14 protein-coding genes are annotated in these 11,893 nt (G+C 63.0%); 13 read left to right on the top strand and 1 reads right to left on the bottom strand.

The genetic code is table 11. The annotated features are described in order from the left end of the window. The first annotated feature begins 126 nt into the window (after window positions 1-126). From galE to tatC, 10 genes are all read left to right on the top strand, one after another. Window positions 127-1,137 carry a UDP-glucose 4-epimerase GalE gene (gene galE, locus Q0105_RS14060; RefSeq protein WP_298212758.1) on the top strand — a complete coding sequence of 337 codons (1,011 nt, stop codon included), beginning with the start codon at window positions 127-129 and terminating at the stop codon, window positions 1,135-1,137. Window positions 1,138-1,259: 122 nt separating this feature from the next. Beyond that, entirely contained in the window at window positions 1,260-2,060 is an 801-nt protein-coding gene (gene hisF, locus Q0105_RS14055) for an imidazole glycerol phosphate synthase subunit HisF (RefSeq protein ID WP_298212757.1), read from the top strand. Between the two features lie 112 nt (window positions 2,061-2,172). Further along, the gene (gene hisI, locus Q0105_RS14050) at window positions 2,173-2,571 is read left to right on the top strand and encodes a phosphoribosyl-AMP cyclohydrolase (protein WP_298212830.1); all 399 of its coding nucleotides are present in this window, start codon (window positions 2,173-2,175) and stop codon (window positions 2,569-2,571) included. Window positions 2,572-2,576: 5 nt separating this feature from the next. Further along, complete coding sequence (locus Q0105_RS14045; protein WP_298212756.1) at window positions 2,577-2,954, top strand: phosphoribosyl-ATP diphosphatase; 378 nt, start codon at window positions 2,577-2,579, stop codon at window positions 2,952-2,954. Continuing rightward, window positions 2,947-3,330 (top strand): hypothetical protein, encoded by a 384-nt coding sequence (locus tag Q0105_RS14040; protein ID WP_298212755.1) that lies wholly within the window; start codon window positions 2,947-2,949, stop codon window positions 3,328-3,330. The genes Q0105_RS14045 and Q0105_RS14040 overlap by 8 nt, the downstream gene beginning before the upstream one ends. Then, window positions 3,323-4,363: a patatin-like phospholipase family protein gene (locus tag Q0105_RS14035; protein WP_298212754.1), complete on the top strand. Its 1,041-nt coding sequence runs from the start codon at window positions 3,323-3,325 to the stop codon at window positions 4,361-4,363. Before Q0105_RS14040 ends, Q0105_RS14035 begins: the two co-directional genes overlap by 8 nt. 70 nt (window positions 4,364-4,433) lie before the next feature. After that, window positions 4,434-4,790 (top strand): histidine triad nucleotide-binding protein, encoded by a 357-nt coding sequence (locus tag Q0105_RS14030; RefSeq protein WP_298212753.1) that lies wholly within the window; start codon window positions 4,434-4,436, stop codon window positions 4,788-4,790. A 106-nt stretch (window positions 4,791-4,896) separates the two neighbouring features. Continuing rightward, window positions 4,897-5,133, top strand: a complete 237-nt coding sequence (tatA, locus tag Q0105_RS14025; protein WP_298212752.1) for a Sec-independent protein translocase subunit TatA — start codon at window positions 4,897-4,899, stop codon at window positions 5,131-5,133. Window positions 5,134-5,191: 58 nt separating this feature from the next. Beyond that, on the top strand, window positions 5,192-5,656 hold the full coding sequence (gene tatB / locus Q0105_RS14020) for a Sec-independent protein translocase protein TatB (protein WP_298212751.1): 465 nt from the start codon (window positions 5,192-5,194) through the stop codon (window positions 5,654-5,656). Between the two features lie 65 nt (window positions 5,657-5,721). Next, window positions 5,722-6,516, top strand: a complete 795-nt coding sequence (gene tatC / locus Q0105_RS14015) for a twin-arginine translocase subunit TatC (protein ID WP_298212750.1) — start codon at window positions 5,722-5,724, stop codon at window positions 6,514-6,516. Between the two features lie 122 nt (window positions 6,517-6,638). On the opposite strand, the gene Q0105_RS14010 is transcribed toward tatC, so the two are convergent. After that, window positions 6,639-7,790, bottom strand: a complete 1,152-nt coding sequence (locus Q0105_RS14010; RefSeq protein WP_298212749.1) for a trypsin-like peptidase domain-containing protein — start codon at window positions 7,788-7,790, stop codon at window positions 6,639-6,641. Between the two features lie 295 nt (window positions 7,791-8,085). Between Q0105_RS14010 and Q0105_RS14005 the strand changes: the two genes are divergently transcribed. From Q0105_RS14005 to Q0105_RS13995, 3 genes are all read left to right on the top strand, one after another. Continuing rightward, the gene (locus Q0105_RS14005; RefSeq protein ID WP_298212748.1) at window positions 8,086-9,204 is read left to right on the top strand and encodes a TRAP transporter substrate-binding protein; all 1,119 of its coding nucleotides are present in this window, start codon (window positions 8,086-8,088) and stop codon (window positions 9,202-9,204) included. A 76-nt stretch (window positions 9,205-9,280) separates the two neighbouring features. Then, the gene (locus Q0105_RS14000) at window positions 9,281-9,898 is read left to right on the top strand and encodes a TRAP transporter small permease subunit (RefSeq protein ID WP_298212747.1); all 618 of its coding nucleotides are present in this window, start codon (window positions 9,281-9,283) and stop codon (window positions 9,896-9,898) included. Then, complete coding sequence (locus Q0105_RS13995; RefSeq protein ID WP_298212746.1) at window positions 9,898-11,865, top strand: TRAP transporter large permease subunit; 1,968 nt, start codon at window positions 9,898-9,900, stop codon at window positions 11,863-11,865. The genes Q0105_RS14000 and Q0105_RS13995 overlap by 1 nt, the downstream gene beginning before the upstream one ends. Window positions 11,866-11,893 lie beyond the last annotated feature (28 nt).

Raw genomic sequence — 11,893 nt, 5'->3', positions numbered from 1 at the left:
AAAACATTATTGAAATTCTAGGGATGGCCTGATTATTTGGTGTGATCGTAGCTAAGCGCTCGATAGTTTTTATAATTTTTTACAATTCAATCGCCCACTGTGGGCCTTATGGTGAGGGATACAACTTTGATTCTTGTAACAGGCGGAGCGGGCTACATCGGATCGCATACCTGCGTGGCTTTGGCGGCGGCGAAAGAGCCGTTCTTGGTGTTGGACAACTTTTGCAACAGCCGCACATCGGTGCTAGAGCGGGTGGCCCGGATAACGGGACAGGTACCAGCACATGTTCAGGGCGATGTGCGTGATGCGGATTTTTTGCGCCAAGTGTTCACCGAACATCCCATTACGGCGGTGATCCACTTTGCGGCGCTGAAATCCGTGGGAGAGTCTGTGCGCGAGCCGTTGCGATACTACGACAACAATGTCAACGGCACGATCACTTTATTGCAAGCGATGAAGGAAGCGGGGGTGCGAACCGTGGTGTTCTCCTCGTCCGCCACCGTGTATGGCGACCCTGCCACGGTGCCGGTGAGCGAGGATTTCCCCTTGTCAGCCACCAACCCCTATGGCCACACCAAACTGATGATGGAGCAGGTGCTGGCAGACGTCGCACATGCCGAGCCAGGGGCATGGCGCATTGCCCGGCTGCGTTACTTCAACCCCGTCGGGGCCCATGAGAGCGGCCTCATTGGCGAGGACCCGCAGGACGTGCCCAATAACCTGCTGCCCTATGTGGCGCAGGTGGCGGTGGGCCAGCGTGAATACCTGAGTGTTTACGGCGACGATTACCCCACACCCGATGGGACAGGCGTGCGTGACTACATCCACGTGTGCGACCTGGCACAGGGCCATGTGGCGGCGCTGCACTACCTGCGCCGCAACGCGGGTGTTCTGACCGTTAACCTGGGCACGGGGCACCCGGCCTCTGTGCTGGAGATGGTGAAAGCTTTTGAAAAAGCGAGCGGTCGGCCGGTGCCCTACCGGGTGGTGGCGCGGCGGCCGGGGGACGTGGCGCAGTGCTGGGCGAATCCGGCACTGGCCGAGCAGTTGCTGGGCTGGAAAGCCCAGCACGGCCTTGATCGCATGTGCCAGGACGCCTGGCGCTGGCAGGACGGCACGGCCCGCACGCTCGCCTGAGCCGCGTTGCGCCGTGCTGCACGGTTTGTGACAGCGGGCGCGTGGTATCTTGCGCCCGTTTTGCGCTTTTCCCATCCTCGCTTTTTCTGCCCTACTCTCCCTACTCTGGACAACCCGCCGCCATGCTCGCCAAACGCATCATTCCCTGTCTTGACGTCACCGGAGGCCGCGTGGTCAAGGGCGTCAATTTTGTTGAGCTGCGTGACGCGGGCGACCCGGTCGAGATTGCTGCGCGCTACAACGCGCAGGGCGCTGACGAGCTCACCTTTCTCGACATCACCGCCACCAGCGATGGTCGCGACCTGATCCTGCCCATCATCGAGGCCGTGGCCAGCCAGGTGTTCATTCCGCTCACCGTGGGTGGCGGCGTGCGCACTGTGGAGGACGTTCGCCGCCTGCTCAACGCGGGCGCGGACAAGACCAGCTTCAATTCGGCCGCCATCGCCAACCCCGACGTGATCAATGCCGCGTCTGCCAAGTACGGCGCGCAGTGCATCGTCGTGGCCATCGACGCCAAGCGCCGCTCGGCCGAGGACGCCCAGCGCACCGGCGCCAACGGCCAACCCGTGGGCGAGGGCTGGGACGTGTACAGCCACGGCGGGCGCAAGAACACAGGGCTTGATGCCGTGGCCTGGGCCGCCGAGATGGCGCGCCGGGGCGCGGGCGAAATCCTGCTCACCAGCATGGACCGCGACGGCACCAAGTCCGGCTTTGACCTGGCCCTCACGCGTGCCGTGAGCGACGCGGTCAACGTGCCCGTGATCGCCTCGGGCGGCGTGGGCAACCTTGATCACCTGGCCGATGGTGTGCAACAAGGCGGCGCCGACGCGGTGCTGGCCGCCAGCATCTTTCACTACGGCGAGTACACCGTGGGTCAGGCCAAAACCCGCATGGCCGAGCGCGGGATTCCGGTGCGCTTGTAGGTGTTTGCTATTAAAATAATAGCTATTGGCGCTTGATAAATAAGCGCTAGAGGCCAAAAAGATACAAAATATCCCAAGGCCAAGCCATCCCCCGGATTTCAAATCACCGACAATTCCTTTCATGAATTGGCTCAACGAAGTGAAATGGGATGCGCAGGGCCTGGTGCCCGTCATCGCGCAAGAGCAGGGCACGGGCGACGTGCTGATGTTTGCCTGGATGAACCGCGAGGCGCTCGAAAAAACCGCCGAACTCGGCCGCGCTGTGTACTTCAGCCGCTCGCGTGGCAAGCTGTGGTTCAAGGGCGAAGAATCGGGCCATGTGCAGACGGTGCACGAGATTCGCCTCGATTGCGACAACGACGTGGTGCTGCTCAAGGTCACCCAACTGGGCCATGAGCCCGGCATTGCCTGCCACACGGGCCGCCACAGCTGCTTTTTCAGCGTGCTCAAGAACGGCGCTTGGCAGCCGGTCGATCCGGTCTTGAAAGACCCCGAGTCCATCTACAAGTAAGGCGTATGAGCTCCAACGATTCCCTGGCCCGCCTGGCGGCCGTGATTGAAAGCCGCAAGCCCGCCAACGGTGGCGATCCTTCGGTGAGTTACGTCTCGCGCCTGCTGTACAAGGGCCCCGACGCCTTCCTCAAGAAGATCGGCGAAGAGGCCACCGAGGTGGTGATGGCGGCCAAGGATGTGGACCACGGTGCCGACAAGTCCAAGCTCGTGTACGAAGTGGCGGACCTGTGGTTTCACTCCATGGTGGCGCTGGCCCATTACGGCCTGAGCCCCGCCGACGTGGTGACCGAGCTGGAGCGCCGCGAGGGCACCAGCGGTATCGAGGAAAAAGCCTTGCGCAAGGCGGTTGCGCGTACTGGAGAGGAGGACTCCCATGAGTGACATCATCGACGTGCCAAGCAATGACCAGAAGGCCGAAGACCTCAAGGCCGTTGGTTGGGTCAGCTACATCCTGCACCTGATCGTGGCCGTGGGCGCGGTCATTCCCGGCGCGCAGCCGGGTGCGGCGCTGCTGATCATTGCGTTGGTGATCGATCTCGTGAAAAAGAGCGATGCCGAGGGCACCTGGCAGGCCAGCCATTTCTCGTGGCGTATCCGCACCGTGATCTGGGCGGGTGTGTTGTACATCCTCACCGCGCCGCTGTGGATTCTCATCATTCCGGGCTGGATCGCCTGGGGCCTGATCTCCATCTGGTTCCTGTACCGCATCGTGCGTGGCATGGTGGCCATGAACAAGAGCCAGGCCATCGATGCCTGACGCGGTTCGCCCGCGCTTGAACCTGGCGCTGCAGGGCGGTGGCTCGCACGGCGCGCTCACCTGGGGCGTGCTGGATGCGCTGCTCGAAGACGGGCGCTGGCAGTTCGACGGCGTCAGCGGCACCAGCGCGGGTGCTATGAATGCCGTGGCCCTGGCGCATGGTTTTGCCCAGGCGGCCCAGGCCCACAAAGACCCCGAAGAAGCCCACCAGGCGGGCTGCGCGCTCGCCCGCGAGTCGCTCACGCGGCTGTGGGAAGGCGTGGGCACGCTGGGCAGCATGACCTGGGGCACCCCGCTGTCGTCCGCCAACCCGCTGGTGGGCATGATGTCGCAGTGGTTGTCGCCCTATCAGACCAATCCGCTCGGGCTCAACCCCCTGCGCAAGCTGCTGGAGCGCGAGGTGGACTTTGGCCTGCTGTGCGCGGCCCGCACTGGCAAGGCCGGCTTGGCAGGCCCCCAGGTGTTCGTGTGCGCTACCAACGTGCGCACCGGCCGGGGCGAGATTTTCTCGGGCCCCCGTTTGAGCGCCGACGCTGTGATGGCATCGGCCTGCCTGCCCATGGTGTTCAAGGCCGTCGAGATCGAGGGTGAGGCGTATTGGGACGGTGGCTATTCGGGCAACCCGGCGCTGTACCCGCTGATCTACCAAACCGAGACCTCGGACATTCTGCTAGTGCAGATCAACCCCATCGAACACCGGGATGTGCCCGACAACGCTGCCGAGATCATGGAGCGCATGAACGAGGTCACCTTCAATGCCAGTCTGCTGGCCGAGCTGCGCGCCATTGAGTTCGTGCGGCGCCTGCTGGCCGAGGGCAAGCTCGACCCACGCCGCTACAAAGACGTGCGCATGCACCGCATCGACGGGGGCTCGGTGCTGGCGCCGTTCGGGGCCGACAGCAAGCAGCGCGCGGACCTGGCGTTTGTGCGCAAGCTCTTCGTGCTGGGCCGCGAGGCCGGGCAGGCGTGGCTCAAGGCGCACCGCAAGGACGTGGGCGTGCGGCCCACGATCAAGATCACCGACAATGCATGAAACAGGGCCGTGGGTGCACAAGCCTGCATCCACCCACAGCCACAGGCTTTGCTTTTCTTCTTCCCCCACCATGCACGATCCGAACTGCCTTTTCTGCAAAATCATCGCAGGCCAGATTCCTTCGAAGAAGGTCTACGAAGACGAAGAAATCTTCGCCTTCCACGACATCCACCCTTGGGCGCCGGTGCACTTTCTGATGATTCCGAAGGTGCATATCCCCTCCATGGCCCAGGTCACTGCCGAACACGCGCCTTTGTTGGGGCGCATGATGGCGCTGGCGCCGAAGCTGGCTCTGGAGCAGGGCTGTAATCCGTACCCCGAGGGCGGCTTTCGCGTCGTGGTAAACACGGGGCTTGAAGGCGGGCAAGAAATCCACCACCTGCACATGCACGTGATGGGCGGGCCCCGCCCCTGGCTCAAAGGCTGACCCAGGCTGACAGCACGGGCCGGTAGTTTCCCGTTGGTGGGCGCTTGCGTCGAACGGCGGCAACGGCCCCCGTCTAAAATGGTTGCAATTCGTTAGGAGATATTCCATGGGCTCTTTTTCCATCTGGCACTGGCTGATCGTGCTGCTGATCGTTGTCATGGTGTTTGGCACCAAGAAGCTCAAGAACATGGGCTCCGACCTCGGGGGCGCCGTCAAGGGCTTCAAGGACGGCATGAAGGACGGCTCGGCTGACGCGCCTGCCGCACCGCCCGCAGGCCAGGTTGCCAACAACCAAGCTGCCGACAAGACCACCATCGATGTCGAAGCCAAGCAAAAAAGCTGAGCCGGTGCTGCTGCACGCCGACACCCGCCGCGCATTCTTTTGCCCCGGCGCCTGACCCATGATTGATATTGGCCTGTCCAAGATGGCGCTGATCGGCGCCGTTGCGCTCATCGTCATCGGCCCCGAAAAGCTGCCCCGCGTGGCCCGCACCGTCGGCACCCTGCTGGGCAAGGCCCAGCGCTATGTGTCGGATGTGAAGGCCGAGGTCAACCGGTCCATGGAGCTCGATGAGCTCAAGAAGATGAAGGACACGGTGGAGAACGCCGCACGCGACGTGCAAAGCTCCATCCAGACCAGCGCAAGCGAGTTCGAAAAGGACTGGGCAGAAGCCACTGACACCGCCAGCGCGGCCCTGCAGGAGCCCGCCACCGCGGTGGTGCCTGCCTACAGGCACCCTGGCAAAAACTGGCGCCTCAAGCGCGGCGCGATGCCCCAGTGGTACAAGGCCAAGGCCGGTGTGCGCACCAAGGCGCAGTCCGGCGCAGCCCGCGTGGCGCGCTACCGTCCCCAAAAATTCCACTGATGCTTGCGCCGGTGCACTGGCCGCGCGCTGCATGGGCGACGGCCCCCACGCCCTGAAAACCCACCATGTCCGAAACCCCTTCCAAAGAAGACGAGCTGGCCGGTACCGAGCAGCCGTTTGTGCAGCACCTGATGGAGCTGCGCGACCGGCTGGTCAAGGCCATCATCGCCATCGCCATCGCGGCGGCGATCCTGTTCTTCTTTCCCGGCCCTGGCGCGCTGTATGACTTTTTGGCGGCGCCCCTGGTGGCCCACCTGCCCAAGGGCGCCACGCTGATCGCCACCTCGGTGATCTCACCGTTCATGGTGCCGCTCAAGATCTTGCTGATGTCGGCCTTTTTGCTGGCGCTGCCCTTCGTGCTGTGGCAGGTCTGGGCCTTCGTGGCGCCGGGCCTGTATTCGCACGAAAAAAAGCTGGTGCTGCCGCTCGTTGTTTCCAGCACGCTGCTGTTCTTCGTGGGCGTGGCGTTTTGCTACTACCTGGTGTTCGGCCAAGTGTTCGCCTTCATCCAGAGCTTTGCGCCCAAGAGCATCACCGCCGCACCTGACATCGAGGCCTACCTGAGCTTTGTGTTGTCGATGTTCCTGGCCTTCGGGCTGGCGTTCGAGGTGCCTATTGCCGTGGTGGTGCTGGCCCGCATGGGTGTGGTGAGCGTGCAAAAACTGCGCGAATTCCGCGGCTACTTCATCGTGCTGGCTTTCGTGATCGCCGCGATCGTGACGCCGCCCGACGTGGTCTCGCAACTGTCGCTGGCCATCCCCATGTGCCTGCTGTACGAGGTGGGCATCTGGGCGGCGCAAATCTTCATCAAGCACACCAAGGCCCCGGAAGAGACCGAGGAGTCCACCTCGGCATCTTGACGCTGGGGTGCGCCGGGGCGGGAGCGCCTTGGCAAGCTGAAATTCAAGCGAAAATAGCTGCCAGCGTTTATAAATAAAGCGCTAGCAGCTATTGTTTTTATAGCGTTCGTGGGGCCGGTCTCTTATCGCCGGATGGCGCGTTGCTGGGGCTTGGGGCGCACGCCGGGGTTGATGCTCAGCTCCACCTGTTTGTCCCCGCGCTGCACATTGAAGACCGAACTGGTGCCGGGCTTGAGCGCGGCCACGGCGGTCAGCAACTGGGACACATTGCCCACGTCCTTGCCGTCCACGCGCACGATCACGTCGCCGGGGCGCATGCCCGCCTGGGCTGCGGGGCCGTCCTGCAGCACGCCGGTGATGATCACGCCTTCGGTCGCCTTCTTCACACCAAAGGTCTCGGCCAGCTCGGGCGAGAGCTCGTTGGGCTCTACGCCGATCCAGCCGCGCGTGACCTGGCCGTCCTTCACGATGCCATCGAGCACCATGCGCGCGGTGGAGACGGGAATCGCAAACCCGATGCCCATGCTGCCGCCCGAGCGCGAGTAGATGGCCGTGTTGATGCCCATGAGGTTGCCGTTCACGTCCACCAGCGCACCGCCCGAGTTGCCGGGGTTGATGGCCGCGTCGGTCTGGATGAAGTTCTCGAAAGTGTTGATCCCGAGCTGGCTGCGGCCCAGCGCGCTCACGATGCCGCTGGTCACTGTCTGGCCCACGCCGAAGGGGTTGCCGATGGCCAGCACCTGGTCGCCCACGTCCAGCCCGTCGGAGTTGCCCAGCACGATGACGGGCAGCTTGTCGAGCTCGACCTTGAGGATCGCCAGGTCGGTGTCGGGGTCGGTGCCGATGATGCGTGCGCGGGCACGGCGGCTGTCGGTGAGCGTGACCTCGATCTCGTCAGCGCCTTCGACCACGTGGTTGTTGGTGAGGATGTAGCCGTCAGGGCTCACGATCACGCCGCTGCCCAGGCCCGCCTGCGCCTGGCTGCCCTGGTCGCCAAAGAAGAACTGGAACCACGGGTCGTTGCTGCGCGGGTGGCGCACTTCCTTGCTGGTGTTGATGCTGACCACGGCCGGTGCCGCCTTGCGCGCCGCCGCGCTAAAACTGCCCGCCGCAGGCTGAGAGGAGGGCGAGGACGGCGCCTCCAGCAGCGCAATGCCGGCCCCTGAGCGGGTGGTACCCCGGCCCAGCCAGTCCGGCTGAAGGGTGGCGACCACGAAATACGCCGCAACGAACACCGTCACGGTCTGGGAGAAAAGGAGCCAAATGCGCTTCATGGTGCTTTTTTTGAGTGACTCAGGGAGAGGGGCTTGGAGCCGCGTGCCCGCCGCAGATGAGGCGCGCACGAATGATTGTCGCTGAACGCCCGATTCCCTTGTGGACAGGGGCTTCAGGCCGGACCGATGGCTGGCGGCGCAAGCAGTCAGGGCTGGGCTGGTGTGAAATTTTTTTCACCCAATTCGCAGATTTTGTCATTTTGCGCATGGTGTAAACCCTGTAGGGCCAGGGGGGGTCATGCCGACAATGAAATTGCAACACCAGATTGCATTCACTATTACGGAGACATCATTCATGACGCATAGCAACACACCGCGCCGCCGCAGCCTGCTCAAGGGCGCAGCCGTCGCAGCCGGCGCAATGAGCGCCCCCATGGTCGCGACGGCGCAGACAACCACCAGTCTGCGCTTTCAGAGCACCTGGCCGGCCAAGGACATTTTTCACGAGTACGCACAGGATTTCGCGAAGAAGGTCAACGACATGGCCAGTGGCCGGCTGAAGATCGAGGTGTTGCCTGCGGGTGCGGTGGTGCCTGCGTTCCAGTTGCTGGAGGCCGTGGGCAAGGGCACGCTGGATGGCGGCCACGGCGTGGTGGCCTACCACTACGGCAAAAACTCCGCCCTGGCGCTGTGGGGCTCCGGCCCGGCGTTTGGCATGGACCCCAACATGGTGCTGGCCTGGCACAACTACGGCGGCGGCAAGGCGCTGCTCGAAGAGATCTACAAAAGCCTGAACCTGGACGTGGTGTCCTACCTGTACGGCCCCATGCCTTCGCAGCCGCTGGGTTGGTTCAAGAAGCCGATTGCCAAGGTCGAGGACATCAAGGGCGTGAAATTCCGCACTGTGGGCCTGGCGGTGGACATGTTCACCGACATGGGAGCCGCCGTGAACCCGCTGCCCGGTGGCGAAATCGTGCCCGCGCTGGACCGTGGCCTGATTGATGGTGCCGAGTTCAACAACGCCTCGTCCGACCGCGTGCTGGGCTTCCCCGACGTGGTCAAGAACTGCATGTTGCAAAGCTTTCACCAGAGCGGCGAGCAGTTCGAGATATTGTTCAACAAGGGCAAGCTCGACGCCCTGCCTGCAGAACTGAAGGCCATCGTCGATTACGCCGTCCAGGCCGCAAGTGCCGACATGAGCTGGAAGGCCATCGAGCGCAATTCCAAGGACTACGAAGAGCTCAAGAAGCAGGGCGTCAAGTTCTACAAAACCCCCGATGCCATCCTGCGCGCCCAACTGGCCTCTTGGGACAAGATCATCGCCAAGAAGGGCGACGAAAACCCGCTGTTCAAGAAGATTTTGGCGTCGCAAAAGGCGTTTGCCCAACGCGCCGGGCAATGGCAGAACGACTACCTGGTGGACTTCAAGATGGCCTACAGCCACTATTTCGGCAAAGGGGCCAAGAAGGCCTAAACCACTGCTGTGAAGCAAGGGCGCCTGCAGGCGATGGCCTCAAGGCGCCCTTTTTCTGTCCCGAAATAGGGTTGCCATGCAAAAACTATTGTTTTCCGTTGACCGACTTTCGACTTGGTTCGGCAAGGCCTGCGCCTGGAGTGTGGTTGGCCTCACCCTGCTGATCACCTGGGAGGTTTTCTCTCGCTATGTCCTCAACAAGCCGCATGCGTGGGTGCTGGATGTCCAGATCATGCTGTACGGCCTGCTGTTCATGACCGCCGGGGCCTACACGCTGGCCAAGGGCGGCCATGTGCGTGGCGATGTGCTGTATGGCTTCTTTGCGCCGCGCACCCAGGCCACCATCGATCTGGTGCTTTACATCGTTTTTTTCCTGCCCGGCATCATCGCCCTGACGTTCGCGGGTTGGTACTACTTTCAGGATTCGCTCGCCATGCGCGAACAGACCTTCAATGCCGACCCGCTTCCCCTGTATCCCTTCAAGTTCGTCGTGCCGCTGGCCGGCGCCTTCCTGCTGCTGCAGGGCATTGTCGAAATCATCCGCTGTGTGTTGTGCATCCGCACGGGCGAGTGGCCCAAGCGTGAGGACGACGTCGAGGAAGTGGACGTGGACAAGCTCAAACAGATGGTGAATGTCAAAGACACCGATATCGAAGAACTGGACCGCCTGGTCGTGCAGAAAGGCGGCCACTGATGAAGATCCGCAAGGAACTGTATTTCGGCTTCACGCTGATGGCGCTGATCATCGTCGCCGCCCTGGCGATGGTGTTCAGCGTGGACAAAATGACCAACGGCCACTACGGCCTGCTGATGCTGTCGCTGGTGGTTGTGGCCATCATGCTGGGCTTTCCGACGGCCTTCACCCTCATGGGGATGGGAATACTGTTCGCCTTTTTTGCCTACCACTCTGGGGAGCAGACGGCGGCCGGGGCGCTCAAGCAGACGCTGGACTTGATGGTGCAGCGTGCGTTCTCGGTCATGGGCAACGACGTGCTGATTTCGATCCCGCTGTTCGTGTTCATGGGCTATCTGGTCGAGCGTGCCAACCTGATCGACAAGCTGTTTCGCAGCCTGCACCTGTCGCTGGCACGCCTGCCGGGGTCGCTGGGGGTGGCCACGCTGGTGACCTGCGCGGTGTTTGCCACCGCCACCGGCATCGTCGGCGCGGTGGTCACGCTGATGGGCCTGCTGGCCCTGCCGCAGATGCTGCGGGCGGGCTATGACGTGCGGCTGTCGGCGGGGGTCATCACGGCGGGCGGCTGCCTGGGCATTCTGATTCCGCCTTCGGTGCTGCTCATCGTGTATGGCGCCACTGCCGGGGTGTCGGTGGTGCAGTTGTATGCGGGGGCGTTTTTCCCCGGCATCATGCTGGCGGGGCTGTACATCCTGTACGTGGTCATCATGGCCAAGCTCAAGCCCGAATGGGCGCCACCACTCACGGCCGCGCAACGCGTGGTGCCCCTGCCTGAAGGTCTCAAGGCCATCGGCGCCACATCCGACGGCTGGGCCCTGGGCAGCCTGGTCAGCGCCCTCAAGGGCCGCAGCAACCAGAACGTATCGACCCGCTACCTCCTTGGCCAGCTGGGCATCGTGTTGCTGCCCGCCATCCTGTTCGCAGTGGTTGCGGTGGCCAGTTATCAGAGCGCTACCCGCGTCGTGGTGGAGGAGACCTATACCGAACTGCAGGCCCTGGGCGGCGGGACGTATGAGAACACCTCCTCGTCGGACGGCGGATTGGCGGAGCCCGCAGGTTCTGGCCTGGCCGAGCCCCCCATTGCAGACACGGACGCCGTGGCAGAACCACCGGGTGCCGAGCCCGCCGCCAGCGAAGCTGCGGCAGGCACCCTGGCCGAGCCGCCCAAGGCCAGCGGGGATGCCGGTACGGGCGAGCCCGCTGCCACCACCAAGCCCGCGTCCACCAGCTTCTGGATTGGGCTGGGGGTGGGGGCGCTGGCGCTGCTCGCGTTCTACGCCATCCTGAGCTACGCGCGCCTTGAAATCTTCAAGATGCTGCTGTCGAGCTTCTTCCCGCTGCTGGTGCTGATTTTGTCGGTGCTGGGCTCCATCGTGTTTGGCCTGGCCACGCCGACCGAGGCGGCGGCTGTGGGGGCGTTTGGCGGGTTTGTGCTGGCTGCGGCCTACCGGCAGCTCACCTTTGGCGTGGTCAAGGAGTCGGTGTTCCTGACCGCCAAGACCAGTGCCATGGTGTGCTGGCTGTTCGTCGGCTCTGCCATCTTCTCGGCCGCCTTTGCGCTTCTGGGCGGGCAAGAGCTGGTTGAGCAGTGGGTGCTGAGCATGAACCTTTCCAAGGTCCAGTTCCTGGTGCTGTCGCAGGTCATCATCTTCATCCTGGGCTGGCCGCTGGAGTGGACCGAGATCATCGTGATCTTCATGCCCATCTTCATCCCGCTGCTCGACAACTTCGGGGTGGACCCGCTGTTCTTCGGCCTTTTGGTGGCGCTGAACCTGCAAACCGCCTTCCTGAGCCCTCCCGTGGCCATGAGCGCGTTCTATCTGAAGGGCGTGGCGCCCAAGCATGTCACGCTCAACCAGATTTTTGCGGGCATGCTGCCTTTCATGGGTATCCAGATACTGGCCATCGTGCTGCTGTACATGTTCCCCGGCATCGGTTTGTGGCTGCCCGAGGTGCTGTACAGGTAGTTGGACAAAGCTTCGCTTTTCCCTTGGC

The organism is Acidovorax sp. (assembly GCF_027492855.1).
Taxonomy (GTDB): Bacteria; Pseudomonadota; Gammaproteobacteria; order Burkholderiales; family Burkholderiaceae_C; genus Acidovorax.
This window is presented reverse-complemented; position numbering and strand designations above follow the sequence as displayed.